This window comes from Corynebacterium sp. MSK204, assembly GCF_030229885.1.
GTDB lineage: Bacteria > Actinomycetota > Actinomycetes > Mycobacteriales > Mycobacteriaceae > Corynebacterium.
Window position 1 is genome coordinate 179,421 of the sequence record NZ_JASPGQ010000002.1, and the last position, 23,086, is coordinate 202,506.

Here is a 23,086-nt window from a genome sequence, read left to right on the forward strand (position 1 = left end):
CTTGTGTGGGCGCCTCGTTTGTTGCCTGCAAGGTTAGGTGCGGTCTGTAGCAGGGCTGGTGGCACTCCACGTCATGGCTCCCACATGGAGGGCGAAGGAGCCTACCAGTGCATACCACCAGTAAAAATGCACGGAGGTGTACCAGGGTAAAGCGTGACCTAAAAAGATGATGACGACGGCGGTCAGTGCCGCCCCAAAGACGCGAAATGCCATCGAACCGGGTTTCTTTAAAGCTTTCCATGCGGCCCAGAGTTCGGAGGCGACGAAAACGGCGAGGATAATGGTCGTAGGCATGGTGTTTCCTTAAAGCTCAGCGAAGAGTGCTTGGCCAAGTTCTTCGGTACCGGCGAGCGAATCGTTGTTTGCAAATGCGGCTCGCTTTGTCTTTGGGTCGATGATGAGCATGGTGGAATAGCCGTAGGTTCCGCCGTTATGCCAGAAGCCGGTGCCGTCATCGTTCTTCTGCCATCCGTATGCGGGATCGCCGTGGGCCATAAACCACTCCGCGAACTTAGCCATATCGCTCGCGGTCGAGCGGATCGCCCCTGCAGGCGCAGAACCGTCCATCTCCCAAGGCTGGGCCTGTCGCCCAGTGGCGGTGCGGCCGCGCGGGGCATCGGCAGGCACGGCACCGGGGGTCATAAGGTAGGTCTCCGTTAATCCGGCTGGCTCGAATATTCGCTGTTTCAGTAACCCCTCATAAGGCGTGTCTGCCGCGGTTTCTATTACGTGCCCGAGCAGGGCGTATCCGAGGTTGGAATAGGATTCCTCCCCGCGGTTGCTGAGCTCTGCTGCGGCGGCAGCATCGACGATATCTTGAGTGCTTTCGCCCTCATATGGGTTCGTACCGGCCACTGCGGACCAGAGGAAACCGAAGAAATTCCCGTCTGCTGTGGGAGGTAGGCCAGAGGTGTGATCGAGTAGTTCCTTGATCGTTATATCCGCTACGGGCGCGTTGTCTACGTCTAGAAACTCGCCCACGGTGCTATCGAGTCGCAGTGTGCCTTCTTCTACAAGCTGGTGGGTGAGTTCGCCTGTGAACATTTTGGTGACAGAACCGATCTCTACTTCTGTGTGCTCGTTGCTACCTACACCCGCAAAGGCGGCGTTTCCGTCGCGGAGTGTGAAAGCCGTGAGGTGATGAAAACCCGGCTCCGCGTGTTCTCGCAGTGTGGAGGCAAGGGCTGCATCTCCTGTAACTGTTAGGGCGAGTGTGAGGCGCCGAGGACCAGCCAGTAGGAGCACGGAAGCGATAGCGATAGCGGTGACGATGCTGAGGGCGAGCCTGCGCATTAGTGGTCCTCGCTAGCGGTAATAATGGCGAGCAAAGGAATAACGCGGGCGGGACGAATGGAGTACTCGCCACTTGTCTTCGTGGTCCAACCTGCACTAGTTAGAGCGCTGAGGTGGTGATAGGCCGTGCCGGTGGAAGAGACAATATCCTCGTCCACTAGCTCCGCGGCGGTGGCAGGGGCCGCGAGGAGGCGTCGAAGAATCTCGCCACGTACGGGATGGGCAAGCGCGGCGAGGCGTTCGAGGTTTTCTGACCACTCCTCGTCAGTTATTGCAGTTGTGGGACGCTGCCACTGATAGGCGTAGGTACGCTTGCCGAGAGCAATGTTGCCGCCGAAAATTACCGATCCATCGGGTAGCTGAGTGGAGGGAGCAAGGGCATCGACAAGCCAGTAGGTCGACTCCTCCGAGGGGGCCTGCGGTGGGATGCTTGATTTGCCTTCGAGCCTGGCGACGCGTGCCTCGAGATCATGAAGGCGCGATTCAACGATGTTCATATTTCTAGATTTCCAGAATTCTAGAAATATGGCAAGGGGATTAGGAAATGAGCGGCCACGCCGTCGAGACATCGGAGGCATCGCGGCCCTTGCCTTCTAGGTACTTCTTGAAGGCGACGCGGTCCTCGTACCACTTGACCGCTTGGAATTCCATGAGCTCGTTTTCGTCCATCTGTGCGAGGTTGGGGTAGTGCTGGCGCACCTGCTTCCAGGCCACGCGGGCGGCAGCGAGGGCATCGGCAGTGGCCTCGTGCGCATTGCCCAATTCCACACCGTAGTGCTCGCACACCGCGCCGAGGGTGCGTTTTCCCTTGCGCCACTTATCGCTCACGCGGTCAATGACGTACGGGTCAAAGACCGGGCCGGTGACCGTGAAATCGCCGGTGAGGCTGCGCAGGACGGTAAGATCAAAAGCCGCGTTATAGACAATGAGCGTCAAGCCATCGTCCCAGGCGGTTTTGATGGCATCGACGGTGTCTTTGAGTACTTCCTCATGTGGGCGGCCTTCTGCTTGTGCCTTTTCCGTGGTGATGCCGTGCACTTCGGTGGCGGCTTGGGGAATCTCGACTCCAGGATCCGCGAGGTGCTCTACCTTCTGAACATCGCGGCCGTCGATGCGGACGAGGGCCGAAGTCACGATGCGAGCGTCTTTGGGATTAGCGGAGGTGGTTTCAAGGTCGAAGGCGAGCATGCGGGAGGCGTCGAAGTTCATGGTCCATACCTTAGTAGCTCGCCAGGACATGGGGGACCGCTAGACTTGGATACCGTGACTAATCCAGCTGATGTGCAACGTGAATGGAACGACCTGGCACAGGAAGTACGCCGCCACCGCAACCTGTATTACAACGGTGAACCCGCGATTCCCGATGCCGATTTTGATGCGCTTTTCCAGCGCCTGGTGGACCTAGAAAAGCAGCACCCGGAGCTGGCGGTTCCGGATTCGCCTACCCAGCAGGTAGGCGCCGCGCCGAACGCCGGTGAGGATATTGAGCACCTCGAGCGCATGATGAGCCTAGACAATGTCTTTAGCGCCGGTGAGATGCAGGACTGGTTGGATAGGACGCCCGCCAAGACCTACCTAACGGAGCTGAAGATCGATGGCCTCTCTATCGACTTGGTTTACCGCAATGGGCGTTTGGATACCGCTGCCACCCGTGGTGATGGCACCGTGGGCGAGGAGATTACCGCCAATGCGCGGGTCATTTCTGATATCCCGCACGAGCTTACGGGCACCGAAGAGTACCCAGTCCCGGAACTCATTGAAATCCGCGGTGAGGTCTATATGCGCCCCGAGGATTTCGAAGAAATCAATGAGGAGCGCGCGGCGGACGGCAAGGCGCGGTTTGCCAATCCCCGCAACGCTGCGGCCGGCGGACTGCGCATGAAGGATCCCGCAGAGGTGAAAAAGCGCCGCCTGCGCATGGTTTGCCATGGCCTAGGCGCGCGCGAGGGATTTTCCCCCTCCTCCCAGCACGATGCCTATAAGGCCATCGCCGCATGGGGGCTGCCCGTCTCGCCCTATACCAAGCAGGTGCACTCCGCCGCCGAAGTACAAGAGGAAGTATCTTACTGGGCCGAACACCGCCACGATGCGATTTTTGAAATGGATGGGCTCGTGGTCAAGGTGGACGATTTGGGCTCACAGCGCCAGCTCGGGGCGACCTCCCGCGCACCCCGCTGGGCCATTGCCTATAAGTACCCGCCGGAAGAGGTCACGACGAAGCTGAAAAACATCGAGGTCGGTGTGGGGCGTACGGGGCGCGTTACCCCCTTTGCCATCATGGAACCGGTCTTTGTCTCCGGCTCCACGGTATCCATGGCCACCCTGCACAATCAGTCCGAGGTCAAGCGCAAGGGCGTGCTCATCGGAGACACCATTATTATCCGCAAGGCGGGCGAAATCATTCCAGAGGTACTAGGTCCCGTGCGCGAACAGCGCGATGGCAGCGAATACGAATGGAGCTTTCCCACGCAGTGCCCAGCCTGCGGCACGACGCTCGCCCCACAAAAGGATGGCGATGCTGACTGGCGATGCCCCAATACCCAATCCTGCCCAGCCCAGCTCTCCGCGCGCCTGGAATACCTCGCCTCCCGCAAGGGCCTCGATATCGAGGCACTGGGGGAGAAGGGAGCCATGGACCTCATTGAGAACGGCATCCTCACCGATGAATCCGAGCTCTTTGAGCTAACGGAAGAAAAGCTGCTTGCTTCCGATGTCTATACGGCCAAGCGCGATACGAAGGATAAGCGCAGCAAAAAAGAGGGCAACGTCAAGGTCAATACCGCGGGCAAGAACCTGCTGCAGAACTTAGAAGAGGTCAAAGACCGCGACTTCTGGCGCGTGCTGGTCTCGCTATCCATTCGCCACGTCGGGCCCATTGCCGCCCGCGCCTTGGCAGCGCGCTACGGCTCCATGGAAAAGCTGCGCGCGGCCAAAACCGAAGATCTTGCAGAGGTAGATGGCGTAGGCGCGGTCATCGCGGAATCCTTCCATGCCTGGTTCGAGGTGGACTGGCACCGCACCATCGTTGAGAAATGGGCTGAAGCCGGCCTAGCCATGGAGGTAGCCGCCGAGGACAGGAAGGAACAGACCCTAGAGGGCCTGACCATCGTCGTCACCGGCAGCCTCGAAGACTTCACGCGCGATTCCGCCAAGGAAGCCATCATCAGCCGCGGCGGAAAGGCAACCGGCTCCGTATCAAAGAAAACCTCCTACCTCGTCGCCGGGGCGAATGCCGGCTCCAAGGAGGATAAGGCCCGCGACCTTGGCGTACCTATCTTGAATGAGGAGCAATTCCACACGCTCTTGGACACCGGGGAGGTATAGGCGCGCCGGGCTGGGGCTTATTTGAGGAAGGCGCCCAAAATCGTGCCGATGTGGCCAAGGTGCTCTACCTCGGAGGCCAAGTATTCTGGCCCGCCGGTGCGGCCCATAGCGATGACCATCCCGGTATCTCCCAGGGGAGCGGCCGCCAGGGCGGAATCGAGCAGTGCCCAGCTTTCTGGCACCCACTCGTCCTTATCGGGGTGCAAGGTGCGTGCGCTGTCGATGTTGAGGTCGACAGGAATCGTATCGTCATCGGCAGGGGCCGCGTTTGAGGAAGCGACGCGGTGAATGGGCTCATTATTGTCAATGACAATGGCCCACGTGGAGGTCGCTGCCTTTGGAATGGCCGCGACGACTTCCTCCATCGCTGCCGTGACATTGGAGGCATTGGCGGCAACGCGCGCTAATAACTCGATCTGCCCGCGCCGGTCCACGCGGCCGCTGAAGGGCCGAATGGAATCTACTTCCACGCCATGAACAGAGGCGGCGGCGGTAATTAAGGCATCGGCCATCGCGTCTGCGGGGAGCTCAATGACAATGTCATCCATGACGGTGCCATCCGGGAAGGATTCTACGATGTCAACGGATTGGATATTGCCCTCAACCAGCCCGAAGGCCTCCGAAAGCTGGCCCAAACTACCAGGGGTATCGGGAAGCAGGACACGGATTAGGTAAGACATTAAGTCGCACGCTTTCAGTAGCTTGTAGTCCCATTTACGATACCTGGGTCACAGTGCGGCGTTCAAGGGGCAATAATTCGGGGTGACTCGGCAACCGCGCGGGTTGGTGCAGTATTATGGAGCCTTAGCAATTTACATAGTACGCGCGGGAAAATAATTTTCACCTGCGCGTCGATTATGGAAAAAGGATGGAGTTCGCGTGTCTGAGATTTCGCGTGATGAGGTAGCCCACCTTGCCAAGCTTTCCCGCCTGGCATTAAGCGATGAAGAGCTAGCCCAATTCGCAAGCCAGATTGATGAAATTGTTGATTCCGTTTCCGCAGTAAGGAACGTGGACACTGAAGGCGTGGAACCGATGAGCCACCCGCACTCCGTGGATGCACCGATGCGCGAAGACGTCATCGTGCGCACCCTTACCGCCGAGCAGGCCTTGGATCAGGCGCCGGCCGTGGAAGATGAGCGATTCGTCGTGCCACAGATTTTGGGAGGAGAGTAAATGACCAACGTTGTCGTACCTGCGGAGGGACTGACCTCTTTGACCGCCGCCGAGCTGGCGGAAAAGATTCACTCGCGCGAGGTGACCTCCCGCGAGGTTACCCAGGCCTTTTTGGATCGCATCGCGGAAACCAATCCCGAACTTAACTCCTTCCTGCACGTGGGGCAGGAGGAAGCACTGGCGGCTGCCGATGCCGTGGATAAGGCCCTCGACGCCGGCGAAAAGCCTGCATCGGCATTGGCCGGTGTGCCGCTGGCCTTGAAAGACCTGCTGGTTACTACCGATGCCCCCACCACCGCCGCATCCAAGATGCTCGAAGGCTACATGTCTCCCTACGACGCCACGGTGACCAAGCGTCTGCGCGAGGCCGGTATCCCGATCTTGGGTAAGACGAACCTGGACGAGTTTGCCATGGGTTCGTCCAATGAGAATTCCGCCTTTGGCCCAGTACACAACCCGTATGACACCGAGCGCACCCCGGGTGGCTCCGGCGGCGGCACGGCGGCAGCACTTGCTTCGGGGCAGGCTCCTTTAGGTATTGGTACCGATACCGGCGGTTCCATCCGCCAGCCGGCGGCGCTGACCAATACCGTGGGCGTAAAGCCCACCTACGGAACGGTGTCTCGCTACGGCCTAATCGCGGCCGCCTCCTCGCTGGACCAGGCAGGTCCGTGTGGTCGTACGGTGCTCGATACCGCACTTTTGCACGAGGTTATTGCCGGCCACGATGCCTTCGACGCCACGTCTGTGGATAAACCGGTTGCCCCCGTGGTGGAGGCAGCCCGCCAAGGCGCGAATGGCGATCTGAGCGGCGTCAAGGTTGGACTCATCAAGCAATTCGAGCGCGATGGCTGGCAGGACGGCGTGATGGAGAACTACCACGCCGCCGTGGAACAGCTGCGCGAGCAGGGCGCGGAAATCGTCGAGGTGGACTGCCCGCACTTCGATGAGGCATTGGCCGCCTACTACCTGATCATGCCGTGTGAGGTCTCGTCCAACTTGGCCCGCTTTGATGGCATGCGCTACGGTCTGCGCGCTGGCGATGACGGCTCTCACTCTGCGGAGCAGGTCATGTCCCAGTCCCGCGCAGAGGGATTCGGACCCGAGGTCAAGCGCCGCATCATGCTGGGCACGTATGCGCTGTCCGTGGGCTATTACGATGCCTACTACCTGCAGGCGCAGCGCGTGCGCACCCTGGTGGCCCAGGACTTCGCCCGCGCCTTTGAGCAGGCTGACGTGTTGGTTTCGCCAACCACCCCGACCACGGCGTTCAAGCTGGGGGAGAAGGCCGAAGACCCCATGGCTATGTACAACTTCGACTTGTGCACCCTGCCGCTGAACCTGGCCGGCCTGTGTGGCATGTCCGTGCCTTCCGGTATGGCTGCAGATACCAACCTGCCTACCGGTTTGCAGATCATGGCACCGGCTTTCCAGGATGACCGCTTATACAAGGTGGGCGCAGCCTATGAAGCCAAGCGCCAAAAATAGCCGCGCTATCTAAAATCGTTGTCACTGTGAAATAGCTGCGGATTAGATAACGATTCGTTTACACCCCTGTCGGACGCCCATCCGGCAGGGGTAAATTATTGGGTATGACTTTGAAAAAGATTGCAACCGCGACGATGTCCGTCTCCGCAGCTGCGCTCATGACCATGGGCGTCGCAAACGCTGAGGAACCCGCAGCAAACCCCGCACCGGCTGAGTCCGGTACCGAGGTAGCAGACACCACCGCCAAGAGCGACTTGGTGGAATCCCTGCCGGCAGATGCTGACAAGCTGGTGCCGAATATTGAGGGCCAGACCATCACCGGTGAGCTGCACTCCGTCAAGGAAGACGGCAAGTTCACCGTGCAGTTCGACAAGGACCAGTCCTTGGTTCTCGATGATGGCTGCAATACCTACACCACCTCCTACGATGTGGATAAGGATGGCACCATCCACGTAGGTGACTTCGCCTCCACCTTGGCGGCGTGCGATGACCACACCCAGGCACTTTCTGATTCCCTGCGTGACGTTCTCGAGTCCGAGCCTTCCTTCTATGCTCTGCCTGACGGCCAGGCTGCACTGGGCACTGAGGACAACGCCGTTGTCTTCAACGTTGTTGAGTAAATACTCACAAAACCACTCAGCACCATGATCCTCCTTAGTGGGGGACCATGGTGCTGTTGTTTATGTGGCGGGGTGGGCTACTTGGCATCGGAAAGCGCGTAGGCGGCTCCGGCAGAGGCGGCCGTTACGGCGAGGACTGCTGGCCAGGAGCCAATCTTCTTGGCCAATGGGTGGGAGGCACCGAACGCGCCGACATACAGGGCGGATAGGCCCGCGGTCGTGGCTGGATTGGTTTTCTTGGCCCAGGAACGGCCGGCCCACAGGCCCGCTGCGCCGAGGATGACGCCGCCGAGAGGGCGAATGCCGGTCTCGCGGGCGGTGACCCAACCACCGATAAGGCCGAGGGTAACGGTGGTGGCGGTGGATACGTCTTGTGGCTTTTTGATATCAATCATGGACATGGTGGCCAGTCTAGGCCTGATTTGTGTGCCCCGCTAGAATTCTTGCCATGACTGTGGAGACTAACCTGCCATCGGAGCGCCAGGCATGGCTCGCCATGTTCGCCCTATCCCTCGGTTTCTTTGTATCCCTGTTGGACCAGTCGATGGTGGCCATCGCCCTGCCGGATATTCAGACGGATTTGGGCGCCACGGTCAATGAAATCATGTGGGTCTCGGCCGCCTTTTTGCTTGCCGTGGTGGTGCCGCTACTTTTTACGGGGCGGCTTGGTGATGTCCTCGGCCAGCGCGCCCTGTTTTGTATCGGGGTGGCGCTATTTGGGATCGGCGCAGCAGCGTGTGCGCTGGCGCCGTCGATAGAAGTGCTCATCGTGGCACGCATCGTGCAGGGCCTGGGCGCATCCTTGGAGATGCCACAGACGATGTCCGTTATTAACCGGGTATTCGCCCGCGAGCGGCGCGGGCGTGCGCTCGGGGTGTGGGGGATTATCGGCTCGGTGGCGTCATTGGCCGGGCCGCTAGTCGGCGGGTTCCTCGTGGCTTCTTTTGGCTGGCAGGCGGCCTTTTGGGTGCATATTCCATTTGTTATCGCCGCCATTGTGCTGGCCCTGCTGTGGATACCGAAGCTGCCGACGACGGCCCAGGACATCGATAAACCTTCGGCCATAGTCTCGCTCATTGCGCTTGGCTCGATTGTCTTTGGCATCCAACAAGGCCCAGAGCTGGACTGGGATTGGCGGGTGCTGGTGGTGCTTGCCATCGGCATAGTTGCAAGCATCGCGTTCGTGCGCCTGCAGGCTAGTGCGCAGGATCGCGGCTCCACGCCGCTCTTTCCGGTGGAGCTCTTCCACAACCGCAACTATGCGGCCGGCTCCGTAGGTATTTTGACCATGGGCTTTATGGCGGCTTCGGTCATGTTGCCGGTGATGTTGTGGCTGCAATCGGTCAAGGGGCTATCCGCCGGGGAAGCCGGCATCATCGTGGCTCCCATGGCGCTGGTCTCGATGCTGATGTCACCCATCGCGGGCATCCTTACGGACGCGGTGAATCCGCGCTTGATGGGGCTGGTGGGATTTAGCCTCATGATCGCCTCGCTGTGTGTGGCCTGGTGGGTCATGCATGCCGATGCCAATCCGTGGTGGCTGGCATTGCCCATCGCCGCCCTAGGAATTGGTCAGTCCTTTATCTGGGGCTCCAACGCGGCAACGACGCTGCGCGATATTTCACCTCATCACATGGGCGCGGCATCCGGAGCATATAACACCTCCCGCCAGGTGGGATCCGTGGTAGGCGTGGCTTTAGTCTCCGCCGTCATGCAAACGGGTAATCCGACCACGGCGATCATCAATTCGATTCTCGTGATTGTTATCGCGCTGGTGGTGGGGCTTATCTCCTCGCTGCGCTACGTGGACACGCTGCATGGATAAAAATCCTGCGCTAAATTGGGGATCATGCGTCTAGCTGTACTGACTTCCGGTGGCGATTGCCCCGGCCTGAATGCTGTAATCCGTGCGGTTGTGCGAACCGCATCCAACGAATTTGGCGATACCGTCGTGGGCTACGAAGACGGGTGGGTTGGCCTTTTAGAAGACCGCCGGCGCGATCTCTACGACGATGCCAGCATCGACCGGATTCTTCTGCGCGGCGGCACCATCTTGGGCACCGGCCGTCTGCACCCCGATAAGTTCAAGGCCGGCTTGGAACAGATCAAGACGAATATGCGCGAGGCCGAAGTCGATGCCCTCGTTGCCATCGGCGGCGAAGGCACGCTCAAGGGCGCTAAGTGGCTTAACGATAATGGCATCCCCGTCGTGGGCGTGCCGAAGACCATTGACAATGACGTCAACGCCACGGACTATACCTTCGGCTTTGATACCGCGGTATCGGTGGCAACGGATGCGATCGACCGCCTGCACACGACGGCGGAGTCCCACAACCGCATCCTCATCGTGGAGGTCATGGGCCGCCACGTAGGCTGGATTGCGCTGCATGCCGGCATGGCCGGCGGCGCACACTACACAGTGATCCCGGAAGAGCCCTTTGATATCGCGGAAATTACCAAGGCGATGGAACGCCGCTTCCAGATGGGCGAGAAGTACGGCATCATTTGCGTGGCTGAAGGTGCCCTGCCGAAGGAGGGCACCATGGAGTTTGAAGCCGGCGGCGTCGACCAATTTGGCCACCAAACCTTCAACGGAATTGGCCAGGTCATTGGCGATGAAATCAATAAGCGCACCGGCTATGACGTGCGCACCACCGTCTTGGGGCACATTCAGCGCGGCGGCACACCCACCGCGTATGACCGCGTCCTAGCGACCCGCTACGGCGTGCACGCTGCCCGCGCGGCGCACAACGGGGATTCAGGAATGTGTGTGGCCTTGCACGGCGAAGATATCGAACTGGTGCCTTTGGAAGAGGCCGTGGGCACGTTGAAGACGGTGCCCGATGCCCGCTACCGCAATGCGCAGGCGCTCTTCGGCTAAAGCCTTTTTAGCCCCGCCGTCTCGAATATTAAGATCGCCCTCTCACATGGTGGGAGGGTACTCTTTTGTATATGAGTACCGATAGCGCTACAGAAAAACAGGAAGAACGGCAAGCGCTCATCGCGGCGCTGGGTTTTCCCATACTCGTAATCATCGGCGGCATTATTGGCTATATCGCCCCTGGCACCGCGGCATCCTTTGCCCCGCAGGTAACGCCGTTGCTGGGCATCGTCATGTTCGGCATGGGGCTTACCCTCAAGCCCGTAGATTTTGCACTCGTGGCGCGCCGGCCGCTCCCGGTGGTGCTCGGCGTGGTGGCGCAGTTCGTCATTATGCCGCTTATCGCGCTCGCCGTGGTGGCAGTAATGGATCTGCCAGAGGCGGTTGCGGCCGGCGTGATTTTGGTCGGCTGCGCCCCGGGTGGCACGAGCTCTAACGTGGTGTCCTACTTAGCGCGCGGCGATGTCGCGCTTTCAGTGACCATGACCTCTATCTCTACGCTTTTGGCGCCCATCCTCACCCCGCTATTGACCTTGTGGTTGGCGGGCGAATACATGCCGGTCTCCGCGGCATCGATGGCGTGGTCCATCGTGAAGGTGGTCCTCGTTCCGGTCATCGCGGGCATCGTCATCGGCATGCTGCTTCCCCGGCTCGTGGCAAAGATTCAGGCGGCTTTGCCGTGGATTTCCGTTACCGCGATTGCCTTGATCGTGTGCATCGTGGTCGGCGGCGCGCATGACAATATCGCCACCGCCGGTGCGCTGGTCTTTGCCGCCGTGGTTATTCACAATGCGTGCGGCTATGGGCTGGGCTATCTCGCGGGCCTTTTACCCGCCAGCCGGTTCCGGTGCGCCGCACCATGGCCGTGGAGGTGGGAATGCAAAATTCCGGGCTAGCTACCAGCCTTGCCTCTTCCTACATGAGCCCACTGGCCGCCTTGCCCGGCGCCGTCTTTTCCGTGTGGCACAACTTGTCCGGCGCGATTTTGGCAGCGCTGTGCCGCTTTAGCGATGCCCGCAAGGGCACAGTCAGCTAAAAATTAATGGTGACAGCGGGGAAGTCTTGGTCTACGAACCAGGGCTCTTCCGTAATGGTGAGCCGGGGTTGGCCTTCCTCGAAGGCTAAGGTATCGCCGCCTTTGACGGTGGCGCCTTGCAGGATGTGGTCAGCGATATTTGCCAGCTTGTAATAGAGGTTCGTCGGATCCATCGAGCTGGTGCGCGCCTGAATTTCCGGGTGGCCTGCTTGGACCAGACCCATGGAATAGCCGCGGAGCTCGCCGCCAGATTGGGTAATCCACACCGGTGCAATGTGCATGGGTGCGAGGTTATTGCGCACGGCGTCATTAAACATCGCCGGGGAGATGGAGACGTTCCCGCGCGGGTTGTGGATGATGAGGCAATTGGGGTGCTGGGCTACGGCGGACGTCGCCTGGGACAGCAGCTCGAGGTGCTCGCGGCGCGGCTCGCGAAATTGATGGGAGAGGTCGTGTTCCTTGTTATCAGGAAGGACCGAGACGAGCACCTGGGCTCCCGCAGTGTTGAGGTCGCCGGCATCGGCGCTCAAAATGGGGTGGAGGCCGTAACTATCTGGGGTGGGTGCAGAATCAATGGTCTGGTAATGCAAGAGAAACGCGCCATCGATAGGAACTACAAGGCTGCCTGGGTTCTTGCCGGGAGTGATTTCGCCGACGCGCGCAGAAAAGATGCCGCTGACGGCGTCTTTGATCTCATCGGTAGTAGGGGCGGTGGAAAAGACCGCGATGTTAATCAGTGGGGCATCGACAAGCGAATTGTCTACGGTATGTGGAGTCGTCATGACAGTCACCCTAGGGGCTAGCGCGCGAGAGTGCACGGACGTATTAAGATGGCACGCATGACTGCTGCGATGTATGACCTGATGGACTTTGACGAGGTCCTCGACAAGTATGAACCGGTAATGGGCATGGAAGTCCACGTGGAGCTGGATACGGAAACCAAGATGTTTTCTACCTCCGCCACGAACTTCAGCGCAGCCCCTAACTCCAATACCGATCCGGTATCGCTGGGCCTTCCCGGGGCACTTCCCGTGGTTAACTCCAAGGGCGTGGAGGGTGCAATCAAGATTGGCCTGGCGCTTAATTGCTCCATCGCGGAATCCTCGCGCTTTGCCCGCAAGAATTACTTCTACCCGGACCAGCCAAAGAACTACCAGATTTCCCAGTACGATGAGCCGATTGCCTATGACGGCTACCTCGACGTTGTGCTGGAAGACGGCACGGAATGGCGTGTGGAGATTGAGCGCGCCCACATGGAAGAAGACACCGGCAAGCTGACCCACCTGGGTGGCGCCGATGGTCGCATTCATGGCGCCACCGCATCCTTGGTGGACTGCAACCGCGCGGGTATTCCGCTCATTGAGATCGTCACCAAGCCCATCATCGGTGCTGGCGAGCGCGCCCCCGAAGTGGCTAAGGCCTATGTCTCGGCGCTGCGCGAGCTCGTCGCCGCCTTGGGTGTGTCCGATGCCCGCATGGATCAAGGTTCCATGCGCGTGGACTCCAATCTGTCCTTGCGCCCTATCGGCCAAGAAGAATTCGGTACCCGTACCGAGACGAAAAACATCAACTCCATGCGCTCGGTCGAACAGGCGGTGCGCTTTGAGATGCAGCGCCAGGCGCAGGTCTTGGACGATGGCGGCAGCATCGAGCAGGAGACCCGCCACTACCAAGAGACTGATGGTTCTACCTCCAAGGGTCGCCCGAAGGAGACCGCGGAGGACTACCGCTACTTCAATGATCCGGATTTGCCGCCGGTTATCGCCCCGCGCGAGTGGGTTGAAGAGCTGCGCGCAACCCTTCCGGAGCTGCCGTGGATCCGCCGTGCGCGCATCCAAAAGGAGTGGGGCATTAAGGACGAGGAGATGCGCGACTTGGTCAACGCGGGCGCGCTGGATCTCATCGTGGAAACGGTTGAAGCCGGCGCGAAGCCGGATGAGGCTCGTTCCTGGTGGGTGTCCTACCTGGCAGGTAAGGCCAATGAGCAGGACAAGACCTTGGCCGAGCTGGATATCACCCCGGCCCACATCGCCCGCGTCATCGCCTTGGTCAAGGAAGGCAAGCTGACCACCAAGCTGGCGCGCCAAGCCGTCGATGGCGTACTGGCGGGCGAGGGCGATGTTGATGAGGTCGTCGCCAAGCGCGGTCTCGAGGTCGTGCGCGATGATGGGGCCATCGAAAAGGCCGTGGATGATGCCTTGGCCGCAAACCCGGACATCGTGGAGAAGTACCGCGCCGGCAATAAGAAGGTCACCGGCGCGATCGTCGGTGCCGTGATGAAGGCGACGCAAGGCAAGGCGGATCCGGGTCAGGTTAATAAGCTGATCGCGGAAAAGCTGAGCTAATACGCCACTAATCTAGCCAGTCTTCGTCCCTGCTTCCACAAGGGGCGGAGGCTGGCTTTCGTGGTTTTTAAATTGACCATAGTTTTCATTTGTGCAGGTCAGGACGGCAAAGCGTAGACTATGTGACATGCCAATTAAATCTAAAGTTCTGCAAAAAACGAGCCCAGATGCACCTTTTCGCACCGTAGAAATCGAACGGCGCGATCCGCGCGAAGATGACGTCGTCATCGATATCAAGGCGGCAGGCATTTGCCACTCGGATATTCACACCATTCGCAATGAGTGGGGCGAGGCCCACTTCCCGCTGACGGTGGGCCACGAGATCGCTGGCGTGGTCGAAGCGGTAGGGGACAAGGTCACCAAGTTTAAGGTAGGCGACCGCGTGGGTGTGGGCTGCTTGGTCAACTCTTGCGGGGTGTGCGAGCAGTGCCGCAATGGGCAGGAGCAAAGCTGCCTGAACGGCTCGGTGGGAACCTATAACTCTGAAGACGTCGATGGGACCATTACCCAGGGCGGCTATGCGCAAAAGGTCGTGGTCAATGAGAATTTTGTGTTGACGATTCCGGAAGGCCTCGACTTTGATGTTGCCGCCCCGCTCTTGTGCGCCGGAATTACCACCTACTCGCCCTTGGCCCGGTGGCAGGTCAAGGAAGGCGATAAGGTAGCCGTCGTTGGCCTTGGCGGTCTGGGCCACATGGGCGTGCAGATCGCCGCCGCCAAGGGCGCTGAGGTCACCGTCATTTCCCGCTCCTTGCGCAAGGAACAAGAAGCCTACAAGCTCGGCGCGCAGCGGGTGTTGGCAACGGGTGAGGCCCCCGACTTCTTTGCCAACCACAAGGGCGAGTTTGACCTGATTTTGTCTACTATTTCCGCCTCCTATTCCCTCAATGACTACCTGCAGCTGTTGAAGCCGCGGGGGATCATGTCTGTGGTCGGCCTGCCGCCGGAGGAACTGGGAATCACGATGGGCAACCTCGTTGGTGGCGGTAAAGTATTGACCGGAAACAATATTGGCGGCATTGCCGAAACCCAAGAGATGCTGGACTTTTGTGCAGAACACGGCATCGGCGCGGTCATCGAAAAGGTGGGCGTTGATGACGTTGACGCAGCCTATGAGCGGGTTGTTGCCGGTGATGTGAAGTTCCGTTTTGTCATCGATACGGAAACTTTCGCGGATTAAGTATGTAAGCTACTTCATCGACAAAAGATGATGTATTGTATTTCACGCACGTGCAAGTAGGATTTCGTTATTGGGTTACGTACCATGTGCACAGGAGCACACTCCTGCGCCGCGCCTCCCCGCACGCGTCGGGGGATAAGGAGGGGGCCTAGGACGCGCGCACTGGTGTGTGAAAATTATCCGCTACAAAAGTTAGGCAACTGTGTCTTATAAAAATATTCTCGCCATGGCTATGTCCTTCGTGGGCCTGCTGGTAGGCGCGGGCTTTGCTACGGGCCAAGAGGTCGTGCAATATTTCACCGCCTTCGGCACCTGGGGTATTGCCGGCATTGTGGTCGCAGCGGCCATTATGACGCTGGCGGGCACCGTGTTCTTGCAATTGGGCAGCTATTTCCACGCCACTGAGCACAACACGGTATTCCGCAAGGTCACCCACCCTATCGTGTCTAAGCTATTGGACGTCGCCGTTATCATCACGCTCTTCGCCATCGGCTTCGTGATGCTGGCCGGTGCCGGTTCCAATATGGAGCAGCAATTTGGCTGGCAGGCTTGGATCGGCTCGACGCTGATGTTGGGGCTCGTGATTGCCGTCGGTATGATGGACGTCGATAAGGTGTCCAAGGTCATCGGTATGCTCACGCCGTCCATCATTATTGCCGTCATTGGTGTGGCCATCTACACCATGTTCAATATGCCGGACGATATCGGTGCGGCAATGGAAGCCTCCAGCCAAATCGATACCCCGATCGGCAACTGGTTGGTCTCCGCGCTGAACTACAACGGCCTAGCTTTGATGCTGGCGGTTTCGATGTCGCTGGTTATCGGCGGCGATAACATTAGCCCCCGTGAGGCCGGTTGGGGCGGCATCGTAGGCGGCATCGTCTACTCCGTCATGATGGGCCTGGCAGGCTTCTCCCTGCTGATGAACGCCGAGGAGATTGAGGGCTCCGATATCCCGATGCTGTCCTTGGTCGATAGCGTCAACCCAGTCTTGGGCGCAATCATGGCCATCATTATTTACCTGATGATTTTCAATACCGCCATTGGTATGTTCTACGCATTGGGTAAGCGCCTTTCCGCGGGCAATGAGGCAAAGTTCCGCGTTATCTTCATCGCCGGCTGTTTCGCAGGTTTCGGCGTCTCCTTCTTCGGCTTCAAGACCTTGATGCAGTACGTCTACCCGGTCATCGGCTACATGGGCATCGCGATGGTGGCCGTCTTGGTCTTCGCATGGTTCCGCAGCCAGTCCAAGATTCAGGACGAGGCGCTGCGCCGCGAGCGCGTGCGTTCGCTGATGCACCTGAAGCTGAACCCGAACAAGGAATACGACGCAGATCGCTACGACGACGAGATTGGCCAGCACCTCGAGGATTCCAATATGGATAGCGAATCCCTCTATGAAGAGCTCGTGACCGAGGTGACGGAAAAGCTTGACGGTGATGACGATGTGGACTTTGATAAGGAAGAATTTGAGAAGCAAAACCAGGACGATCACACCTACTACATCGAGCGCGAGGGCGTAGAGCACGACCGCTCGCCGGAAGAGATTGAAAAGTGGATCGAAGAAACCGGTGCTATCGGTGACCCAGAGGAAGACGATGAGTCTTCCGAAGCGGAAAGCTCCCAGAAGTAATCTCGCCTTAGAGCAATAAATTTCCCTCCCCAGGATTTCCCGGGGAGGGATTTTCTATGCCTTGTGCTTGCCGATGCCCCTTTTAACGCTTAGGGCTGGAGCTGGCCAAGGGATTACAGCAGGAGGAGCTTGAGGGTCAGGCCAACCATGATGACGCCGATGCCAACGTTGATCCAGCGCCATACCTCGGGGCGGGAGAGGACGTGGGAGAAGCGGGCAGCGCCAAAGCCAATGACGGGAAACCACGTAAAGCTGGCGGCAATGGCACCGCCGGCGAAAAGCCACCGGCCGGGGTCGCCATACTGGTTGGCGATGCCGCCGAGCATGACCAGCACATCAACATAGGCGCCTGGATTGAGCCAGGTTAGCGCCAGCGCGGTAAGTAGTGGCTTAACCCAGGAGGGAGAGCGCTTAATTTCCTGGCGCTGGGTGGCGGTAGCTGTGGCGACAGAACCGTGCCCGGTGCCGGCCCCACCCGTGGTGTCGCCGTCGAAGGTCGCGACTTCCTCGGTGGAATTAGGGGAAGTGGATTCCACGTCGATGGCCTCGCCCTTGGTTTTGAAGGCATCGCGGAAGCAGGTGAAGGTGAAAAAGGCGAGGTATGCCGCGCCGATGTACTTGAGCGCCTCAAGCGCATTGGGAAAGCGCTCAACCAGGTAGCCGACACCGGCGGTGCCGGAGGTAATGAGGATGACATCGGAAAGCGCGCACACCACGATGATGAGCCCGATGTGATCGCGGCGGATGCCGTATTTCAACAGCATCGCATTTTGGGGGCCGACGGCCACGATGAGGGATAAACCAAGCACAAAACCAGCAAGCACGATGGACATGCCCCTAGTGTGGATCCAAGCGGTAAATAAGTCCAGTTAATCTATCTTCATATGGTTTAGAATAGCTTCATGAACCCGGTACATTTGGAAACCTTGCTGGCCATCGTGGAGGAAGGAAGCTTTGAGGTCGCCGCCTCGGTCCTGGGGATTTCCCCATTTGCGGTAAGCCAGCGCATTAAGGCGTTGGAGGCGAGCACCGGCCGTGTGCTGGTGCGGCGGGCGAATCCGGTGGGGGCGACGGAAGCCGGCGAAGTCCTCGTACAGGCGGCCCGGCGCATGGCGTTGGTGCAGGCGGAAACCGATGCCCGGTTGGGCCAGCGCCTAGCGCGCGTGCCCCTGTCGGTGGCCATCAACTCCGACTCGCTCGCCACCTGGTTTACGCAGGTATTAAGCGATACCGCGCAGCAGGGAGACGTTGCCCTGCGCATACGCATTGAGGATGAGGCCCGCACGCTCGCGATGCTGCGGCGCGGCGATGTTTTGGGTGCGGTAACGAGGGAGCATTCGCCGGTATCCGGGTGCGATTCCACGTTTTTGGGGACCATGCGCTATTTCGCCGTTGCCGCCCCGCATATCGCGGAAGGCTTTCATTCAGGGCGGTTTACCTGGGAGACGATGCCGCTGGTGGGCTATGGCCCCAATGACCAAGTGCTCGATGATGCCATGCGCGAGCGCTTTATTGACTCCCACGTCGTGCGCGCACGGGTCTCGCAAATTCCCTCTTCGGAAGGCTACCTGGAGGCCGTGCGCGTGGGCCTGGGGTGGGGGCTTTTGCCGCAGGTCCAGGCCCAGCCGCTGGTGGAATCGAAAGAGCTGCTGCTTCTCGATGACCACCAGCTCGACATCGACCTCTACTGGCAGCGTTGGCGCCTAGAATCCGAGGTCTTAAGCGATCTGACGCGGTCTGTGATTAACGCGGCTGCGGGGCTGGGAAGAGCTTAAGCTGAAAGTCTTCCGGATTCTTTACTTCCTCGCCGGAGGGAATGGGGCCCGGGAGTCGCACGCCAGGGGCAAAGGGCTGCCCGCCAAAGCGATCGCGGTCGTGCGGCTCTGCTAGCCAGGACATATCCGGTCCCACCGGAACGATGCGGGTGGGGTTGATTTCGGTGTGCGTGGCAAAGTAGTGCTGTTTGATCTCGGTGAAATCGGTGGTATCACCAAAGCCCGGTAGCTGGAATAGTTCTTGCAGGTAGCCGCGCAGGTTGGGCAGTTCCTGGATCTTGTGGCGCGAGCACTTGAAGTGCGAGTAATACACGGGATCGAAGCGCACGAGGGTGGCAAATAGGCGGATATCGGTTTCGGTAATGTGATCGCCAACCATATAGCGCTGGGTGCCCAGGCGCTCCTCGGCCCAATCGAGCGCCTCCCACAGTTGGTCATAAGCCTCTTCGTAGGCTTCTTGCGAGCCGGCAAAACCGCAGCGGTACACGCCATTATTGATGCCGTGGAAGATGTACTCGTTGAGCTCGTTCATCTCCTCGCGGTGCTGTTCAGGGAAGAGATCGGGAGCGCCTTCTGCCTGGAAGTCCGTCCACTTTTCAATAAAATCGCGCACCATCGAGGGGTAATCATTGGTGACTACCCGGCCGGTGGATTCTTCTACCAAGGCTGGCACAGTAATTCCGCGGGGGTAATCTGGAAAGCGCTCGAAGTAGGCTTCCTGCAGGCGCTTGTAGCCCAAAACCGGGTCTACTTCGCCCTCGTCGAGGTCGAATGTCCAGGACCGCGCATCGTGTACGGGCCCGGCGAGGGCCAAGGAAATGGAGTCCTCTAAGCCCAACAGGCGGCGAGCGATGACCGCGCGGTGCGCCCACGGGCAGGCACGGGCCGCCACCAGGCGGTAACGGCCAGCCTCCATGGGCCAGTAAAAGGTGCCATCATCCTGCGCGGTTATCTCGGATACCTTTGGTGAAATGCGGTCTTCGATATAGGTGGTATCGCGAATAAACTCGCCATCTGGTGAAGCATTGCGGGCATCTCCGGCCCAGTCGGAGTCGTGTGAAGTCATCGATTCGTTCCCAATTCTGGTGGATTCATAAGGCGGGGAAAGTGTCCCCGCCGGTAATTAATGTTTATATGTCAACTATGTGACATTGTTGATATTACAACAAGATGGGGGCTGGGGGAAGAGGAGTGCGGGGACAATTGCGGCGCGCCGATAACGGTACCGCAAAACTGCAGGCAACTGTCTTAAGTTGGTCATATGAGCGATAAGCAGCAACCGGATAAAGCCAATCCCTTAGACGAGGATCTTAACGTTCCAGCCTACGATTCCATGCGGCAGGATAACCCCGATGTCTTTGCCCGCGCAGGGCGCGCCGAACCGCAAGAAATTCGGCCGCAGAAGCAAGAGGCGGCGGAGACGGAGGTTTTGCCCAATGCCGCTAATGGGGCCACGCAGCAGGGAAACCAGCAATCCGCAGGTGAGGATACCGCGGTATTGGATCCCGCAGCGGCGTCGCAGGCCGAAGGTTTTGCGGCAGACGATGCCGGCTTGAGTCCAGAAGAGCTGGCGGAACAAGAGCGCAAGCTTCAGCAGGAACAGGAGGATAAGGAAGGCTACAAGCGTTATGGGCGCCGCGGCACCATTGACTTTGGCCTCTTCTTTGTCCGCTTGGCTATGAGCGCCTACCTCATCATCGCTGGCGTGTCCACGTTCTTCTCGCTGGGCGATGGCGCCGGAGTCTCCGGACTGGAAAGCGATTACTCGCAGTACGCTTGGGCTAATTCCTTTGCCTTGGCGGTACCAACCGTGCAGCTGATCGCCGGAGCATTCCTCCTTTTGGGCCTGATTAGCCCTCTTGCGGCCATGCTCGGTTTGGTCGTTACCGGTTTCACCGCCTTGCACGAACTGGCGGAATCGGGCGCTGGTCTGCAGGTCTTTGACTGGCCGGACTCGGTATGGCTATCGCTGGTCCTTTTCGTTATCGCGATTGGCCTGCAATTTACCGGTCCTGGTTTCATTTCCTTGGACTTTGGTCGCTCTTGGGCGCGGCGCCCGCTGGGTACGTCGTGGGTCTTTGTGGTGGTCGGTATCGCCATCTTGGTTGCCGTGTGGTTCTTTGGCGCAGCCGTAAACCCCATCGCTTAGCCTGTTACTCGCTACCGCGTAAGTGGAACCCCGCCGCAGTTAATGCGGTGGGGATTTTCTTTTCACCCTTGCTTTCCATCATGGAAAGTGAAAGAATTGCCATAACGGAAAGTATGGAATCTGGATTTTGGGGATGGTGGTAGAAAATGGAAGATGAGCTAAAGAAGTCGCTCGAGTTTAATGACAGCCTGCAGGATCAAGGCGCTGAGCGAAAGCGGCTTATGCAAAATATCCTCCTAGTGATCGCATTCGCTGTGTTCTATGTGGGAATAACAGTATTCGCGGAGATAATACACCCCGTCGCGTTTCTCATTTTCTACTTTGTCCTTATAGGCCTCATCGTGTGGGCGCTGCTTCATCATCAGAGCAAGGTGCGGACCAGCTATCGCCAGGACCCACATTCACAGCCCAAGGCCGATAAGAAATACTACGCGGGGATGGCAGTAATACTTATCCCGATCTTTATCACCAACATGCTGCGTGAGCACATGTGGGCCTTGGTGATCTTCATCGCGGTGTGGGCAGTGGCAATGGTCTGGGTGCTGCAATCTCGTGCCTTGGACCTTGCAGCGCGGCAAGGAGAAGGCCGTAGTGCTCAGTGATATTGACCCGGTTATCTATCCTCTCAATCGCTTCAAGATCTGCGCGGTATTAAACGCGCGGGGTGCGGTGGAGGGACAGGTGCGCCGCGAAATGCGCTTCGCGGCGCTGCGGGAAGAAGTGGGGCAATCGGCCGCTACTTTATCTAAACAATTAACCGCCTTGGAAAACGAAGGCTATATCAGCCGATTCCGCGAGTACGGGTCTTCCCGCGATAAGGACACCGTGTGGGTTATGCTCACTGCTACCGGCAAGTCCGCATTCGATGCCCACCTCGCCGCGCTTAAGTCGCTAGCGGAGCAGGAGTAGCGCTACGTGTGGTCTGCTTGCGCTGGGCGGCACAGAATGCGGCCGCATACAGCGCTACGGTAAGCACGGTGAGCCAGACGAAGTCATCCACCCAGAATTTCTGGAAGTGGTTCATGGCATGGACATCGACTTGATCTCCCCACCACCACTTCGGTGGAACGGTGAGCAACAGGGCTGCCCAGGCGATGAGGACGGCCAGGAGGTTGCGGGCAGCCCATCCGGTAGAAAGCCAGCTCCACGCGCGGTAGGCGAAGACCGGGATGATAAGCGTGAGCCAGACCCAGTGATGGGACCAAGAAACAGGGGAGATGAGCAGGACGGTGAGGGCGGTGACCAATTGGGCATCGACAAGCAAATGCTCCTCACACAGGCGCTTGATGAGCCACGCTGCAACGACGATGACAATAAGGGAGGCCGCGATCCACGCGAAGCCTATCGTCAGGCCATTCGCCTCCATGGGTTCGATGGATGGATACATGCGCTGAATGGCGCCCTTGATGGAGCTATTGGACTGGTACTCGGTTCCCACGCCGAAGTCGCGGCCGGAGCCCATGTCGAGCAGTGTGGAGCTGAAGAACTCCACGAAAGCCTCCCAGCGGAAGGCGGCGGCAAGAAGGGTGGCCGCTACGGCGGAGAAAAGTGCGGTCGCAATCTGCTTCCATTCCTTGCGCACAAGGAAGTAGAGCAGCATCGCCAGAGGGGTTATCTTGATGGCGGCCGCCACGCCGACGAGGATTCCCTGCGGCAGGAATCGCTTGCGCGGAACGAGGTCGAAGATAACAAGCGCCATGACCACTATATTGATTTGGGCATAGTTGTTATTGAGGTCGACCGGCTCAAAGTGTAAGACAATGGCCCAGGTAATGGCGGTTACGGGCAAGAGGAATTCTGGCTTTTTGAGCACCGCCCTGAAAACGAAGTAGAGGCACACGAGCACTAGGAGATCCGAAAGGATCACCATGATATTGCCGGCCAGGGTGTGGTCGATGGCGTCAAAGGCCGTCAACGGCACCATCGCTAAGGCGCCAAAGGGCGGATAAATGAAGGGCAGCTGAATATCGCCGGCGGGCATCGGCGCGCTATAGACGGAGCGGTGCTCGAGGAAGGCCTTGACTCCCTCGCGGTAGACCACCATATCGATGGGGAAGTCTGTGATGCGGGTGTCTTCAACGACCTTCCGAGCGCCGAAAAGGAACCCCAGCAGGGCCACGGTATATCGGAATAACGGGGTACGAGCGAATTTCATCGCGGTACAAGTTACGCGATTTTTAACTACA

23 protein-coding genes and 1 pseudogene are annotated in these 23,086 nt (G+C 58.9%); 14 read left to right on the forward strand and 10 right to left on the reverse strand.

The window, feature by feature from the left end; all coding sequences use genetic code 11:
• Positions 1-33: 33 nt before the first annotated feature.
• From QP908_RS02135 to QP908_RS02150, 4 genes are read right to left on the reverse strand one after another with little or no spacing between them, the layout of a single operon-like run.
• Positions 34-294 carry a hypothetical protein gene (locus QP908_RS02135; RefSeq protein ID WP_284771542.1) on the reverse strand — a complete coding sequence of 87 codons (261 nt, stop codon included), beginning with the start codon at positions 292-294 and terminating at the stop codon, positions 34-36.
• Positions 295-303: 9 nt separating this feature from the next.
• A complete protein-coding gene (locus QP908_RS02140) occupies positions 304-1,293 on the reverse strand; it encodes a serine hydrolase domain-containing protein (protein WP_284771543.1) in 990 nt (329 codons plus the stop codon).
• The gene (locus QP908_RS02145) at positions 1,293-1,790 is read right to left on the reverse strand and encodes an ArsR/SmtB family transcription factor (protein ID WP_237792004.1); all 498 of its coding nucleotides are present in this window, start codon (positions 1,788-1,790) and stop codon (positions 1,293-1,295) included. The genes QP908_RS02140 and QP908_RS02145 overlap by 1 nt, the downstream gene beginning before the upstream one ends.
• Positions 1,791-1,830: 40 nt before the next feature.
• Positions 1,831-2,502: a 3'-5' exonuclease gene (locus QP908_RS02150; RefSeq protein WP_237792005.1), complete on the reverse strand. Its 672-nt coding sequence runs from the start codon at positions 2,500-2,502 to the stop codon at positions 1,831-1,833.
• Positions 2,503-2,547: 45 nt separating this feature from the next.
• Here QP908_RS02150 and ligA point away from each other — a divergent pair, with 45 nt between their 5' ends.
• Complete coding sequence (gene ligA / locus QP908_RS02155) at positions 2,548-4,617, forward strand: NAD-dependent DNA ligase LigA (RefSeq protein WP_502868854.1); 2,070 nt, start codon at positions 2,548-2,550, stop codon at positions 4,615-4,617.
• Between the two features lie 17 nt (positions 4,618-4,634).
• Here the strand turns inward: ligA and QP908_RS02160 are convergent, their stop codons facing one another.
• Positions 4,635-5,297 (reverse strand): ACT domain-containing protein, encoded by a 663-nt coding sequence (locus QP908_RS02160; protein ID WP_005282473.1) that lies wholly within the window; start codon positions 5,295-5,297, stop codon positions 4,635-4,637.
• Positions 5,298-5,496: 199 nt separating this feature from the next.
• On the opposite strand from QP908_RS02160, the gene gatC reads away from it, so the two are divergent.
• The 3 genes from gatC to QP908_RS02175 all read left to right on the forward strand — a co-directional run bounded on the left by gatC (position 5,497) and on the right by QP908_RS02175 (position 7,901).
• Positions 5,497-5,793, forward strand: a complete 297-nt coding sequence (gatC, locus tag QP908_RS02165; protein WP_005280231.1) for an Asp-tRNA(Asn)/Glu-tRNA(Gln) amidotransferase subunit GatC — start codon at positions 5,497-5,499, stop codon at positions 5,791-5,793.
• The gene (gene gatA, locus QP908_RS02170; RefSeq protein WP_284771545.1) at positions 5,794-7,281 is read left to right on the forward strand and encodes an Asp-tRNA(Asn)/Glu-tRNA(Gln) amidotransferase subunit GatA; all 1,488 of its coding nucleotides are present in this window, start codon (positions 5,794-5,796) and stop codon (positions 7,279-7,281) included.
• Positions 7,282-7,385: 104 nt separating this feature from the next.
• The gene (locus tag QP908_RS02175; protein WP_284771546.1) at positions 7,386-7,901 is read left to right on the forward strand and encodes an META domain-containing protein; all 516 of its coding nucleotides are present in this window, start codon (positions 7,386-7,388) and stop codon (positions 7,899-7,901) included.
• A gap of 77 nt (positions 7,902-7,978) precedes the next feature.
• Here QP908_RS02175 and QP908_RS02180 read toward each other — a convergent pair whose 3' ends face one another.
• Complete coding sequence (locus QP908_RS02180) at positions 7,979-8,302, reverse strand: membrane protein (protein ID WP_005282483.1); 324 nt, start codon at positions 8,300-8,302, stop codon at positions 7,979-7,981.
• A 47-nt stretch (positions 8,303-8,349) separates the two neighbouring features.
• Here QP908_RS02180 and QP908_RS02185 point away from each other — a divergent pair, with 47 nt between their 5' ends.
• The 3 genes and pseudogenes from QP908_RS02185 (at position 8,350) to QP908_RS02195 (ending at position 11,818) form a co-directional block, all read left to right on the forward strand.
• Positions 8,350-9,726, forward strand: coding sequence for a DHA2 family efflux MFS transporter permease subunit (locus QP908_RS02185; protein WP_284771547.1), 1,377 nt, complete (start codon positions 8,350-8,352; stop codon positions 9,724-9,726).
• 24 nt (positions 9,727-9,750) lie between these two features.
• Entirely contained in the window at positions 9,751-10,782 is a 1,032-nt protein-coding gene (locus tag QP908_RS02190) for an ATP-dependent 6-phosphofructokinase (RefSeq protein ID WP_284609250.1), read from the forward strand.
• 71 nt (positions 10,783-10,853) lie between these two features.
• Positions 10,854-11,818, forward strand: a pseudogene (locus tag QP908_RS02195) (bile acid:sodium symporter family protein).
• On the opposite strand, the gene QP908_RS02200 reads toward QP908_RS02195, so the two are convergent.
• Positions 11,815-12,600: a DUF4261 domain-containing protein gene (locus QP908_RS02200; protein ID WP_284771548.1), complete on the reverse strand. Its 786-nt coding sequence runs from the start codon at positions 12,598-12,600 to the stop codon at positions 11,815-11,817. The pseudogene QP908_RS02195 and the gene QP908_RS02200 sit on opposite strands and share 4 nt — an antisense overlap.
• Before the next feature lie 57 nt (positions 12,601-12,657).
• On the opposite strand from QP908_RS02200, the gene gatB reads away from it, so the two are divergent.
• From gatB to QP908_RS02215, 3 genes are all read left to right on the forward strand, one after another.
• Positions 12,658-14,163 (forward strand): Asp-tRNA(Asn)/Glu-tRNA(Gln) amidotransferase subunit GatB, encoded by a 1,506-nt coding sequence (gene gatB / locus QP908_RS02205; protein ID WP_284771549.1) that lies wholly within the window; start codon positions 12,658-12,660, stop codon positions 14,161-14,163.
• Positions 14,164-14,290: 127 nt separating this feature from the next.
• A complete protein-coding gene (locus QP908_RS02210; protein ID WP_239267703.1) occupies positions 14,291-15,343 on the forward strand; it encodes an NAD(P)-dependent alcohol dehydrogenase in 1,053 nt (350 codons plus the stop codon).
• A 202-nt stretch (positions 15,344-15,545) separates the two neighbouring features.
• Positions 15,546-16,976, forward strand: a complete 1,431-nt coding sequence (locus QP908_RS02215; RefSeq protein ID WP_239267701.1) for a YkvI family membrane protein — start codon at positions 15,546-15,548, stop codon at positions 16,974-16,976.
• A 113-nt stretch (positions 16,977-17,089) separates the two neighbouring features.
• Here QP908_RS02215 and QP908_RS02220 read toward each other — a convergent pair whose 3' ends face one another.
• A complete protein-coding gene (locus QP908_RS02220; protein ID WP_239267699.1) occupies positions 17,090-17,809 on the reverse strand; it encodes a LysE/ArgO family amino acid transporter in 720 nt (239 codons plus the stop codon).
• Between the two features lie 69 nt (positions 17,810-17,878).
• Here QP908_RS02220 and QP908_RS02225 point away from each other — a divergent pair, with 69 nt between their 5' ends.
• On the forward strand, positions 17,879-18,751 hold the full coding sequence (locus QP908_RS02225) for an ArgP/LysG family DNA-binding transcriptional regulator (protein WP_284771550.1): 873 nt from the start codon (positions 17,879-17,881) through the stop codon (positions 18,749-18,751).
• Here QP908_RS02225 and QP908_RS02230 read toward each other — a convergent pair.
• Entirely contained in the window at positions 18,720-19,817 is a 1,098-nt protein-coding gene (locus QP908_RS02230; protein ID WP_239267695.1) for a glutathione S-transferase family protein, read from the reverse strand. The two genes, QP908_RS02225 and QP908_RS02230, sit on opposite strands and share 32 nt — an antisense overlap.
• Before the next feature lie 195 nt (positions 19,818-20,012).
• Between QP908_RS02230 and QP908_RS02235 the strand changes: the two genes are divergently transcribed.
• From QP908_RS02235 to QP908_RS02245, 3 genes are all read left to right on the forward strand, one after another.
• Positions 20,013-20,900 carry a DoxX family protein gene (locus QP908_RS02235; protein WP_239267694.1) on the forward strand — a complete coding sequence of 296 codons (888 nt, stop codon included), beginning with the start codon at positions 20,013-20,015 and terminating at the stop codon, positions 20,898-20,900.
• A gap of 146 nt (positions 20,901-21,046) precedes the next feature.
• On the forward strand, positions 21,047-21,502 hold the full coding sequence (locus tag QP908_RS02240; protein ID WP_239267692.1) for a cb-type cytochrome C oxidase subunit IV: 456 nt from the start codon (positions 21,047-21,049) through the stop codon (positions 21,500-21,502).
• A complete protein-coding gene (locus tag QP908_RS02245) occupies positions 21,492-21,809 on the forward strand; it encodes a transcriptional regulator (RefSeq protein ID WP_239267690.1) in 318 nt (105 codons plus the stop codon). The genes QP908_RS02240 and QP908_RS02245 overlap by 11 nt, the downstream gene beginning before the upstream one ends.
• On the opposite strand, the gene QP908_RS02250 is transcribed toward QP908_RS02245, so the two are convergent.
• Positions 21,784-23,055: a glycosyltransferase family 87 protein gene (locus tag QP908_RS02250; protein ID WP_239267688.1), complete on the reverse strand. Its 1,272-nt coding sequence runs from the start codon at positions 23,053-23,055 to the stop codon at positions 21,784-21,786. The two genes, QP908_RS02245 and QP908_RS02250, sit on opposite strands and share 26 nt — an antisense overlap.
• Between the last annotated feature and the right edge of the window lie 31 nt (positions 23,056-23,086).

Coding starts and splice junctions, on each gene's coding strand:
- QP908_RS02185 (WP_284771547.1), top strand. CDS start 8,350: ATGACTGTGGAGACTAACCTGCCATCGGAGCGCCAGGCATGGCTCGCC.
- QP908_RS02135 (WP_284771542.1), bottom strand. CDS start 294: ATGCCTACGACCATTATCCTCGCCGTTTTCGTCGCCTCCGAACTCTGG.
- QP908_RS02140 (WP_284771543.1), bottom strand. CDS start 1,293: ATGCGCAGGCTCGCCCTCAGCATCGTCACCGCTATCGCTATCGCTTCC.
- QP908_RS02160 (WP_005282473.1), bottom strand. CDS start 5,297: ATGTCTTACCTAATCCGTGTCCTGCTTCCCGATACCCCTGGTAGTTTG.
- QP908_RS02200 (WP_284771548.1), bottom strand. CDS start 12,600: ATGACGACTCCACATACCGTAGACAATTCGCTTGTCGATGCCCCACTG.
- QP908_RS02150 (WP_237792005.1), bottom strand. CDS start 2,502: ATGAACTTCGACGCCTCCCGCATGCTCGCCTTCGACCTTGAAACCACC.
- QP908_RS02190 (WP_284609250.1), top strand. CDS start 9,751: ATGCGTCTAGCTGTACTGACTTCCGGTGGCGATTGCCCCGGCCTGAAT.
- QP908_RS02230 (WP_239267695.1), bottom strand. CDS start 19,817: ATGACTTCACACGACTCCGACTGGGCCGGAGATGCCCGCAATGCTTCA.
- QP908_RS02235 (WP_239267694.1), top strand. CDS start 20,013: ATGAGCGATAAGCAGCAACCGGATAAAGCCAATCCCTTAGACGAGGAT.
- QP908_RS02225 (WP_284771550.1), top strand. CDS start 17,879: ATGAACCCGGTACATTTGGAAACCTTGCTGGCCATCGTGGAGGAAGGA.
- QP908_RS02210 (WP_239267703.1), top strand. CDS start 14,291: ATGCCAATTAAATCTAAAGTTCTGCAAAAAACGAGCCCAGATGCACCT.
- QP908_RS02175 (WP_284771546.1), top strand. CDS start 7,386: ATGACTTTGAAAAAGATTGCAACCGCGACGATGTCCGTCTCCGCAGCT.
- gatA (WP_284771545.1), top strand. CDS start 5,794: ATGACCAACGTTGTCGTACCTGCGGAGGGACTGACCTCTTTGACCGCC.
- QP908_RS02220 (WP_239267699.1), bottom strand. CDS start 17,809: ATGTCCATCGTGCTTGCTGGTTTTGTGCTTGGTTTATCCCTCATCGTG.
- QP908_RS02240 (WP_239267692.1), top strand. CDS start 21,047: ATGGAAGATGAGCTAAAGAAGTCGCTCGAGTTTAATGACAGCCTGCAG.
- QP908_RS02145 (WP_237792004.1), bottom strand. CDS start 1,790: ATGAACATCGTTGAATCGCGCCTTCATGATCTCGAGGCACGCGTCGCC.
- QP908_RS02180 (WP_005282483.1), bottom strand. CDS start 8,302: ATGTCCATGATTGATATCAAAAAGCCACAAGACGTATCCACCGCCACC.
- gatB (WP_284771549.1), top strand. CDS start 12,658: ATGACTGCTGCGATGTATGACCTGATGGACTTTGACGAGGTCCTCGAC.
- QP908_RS02250 (WP_239267688.1), bottom strand. CDS start 23,055: ATGAAATTCGCTCGTACCCCGTTATTCCGATATACCGTGGCCCTGCTG.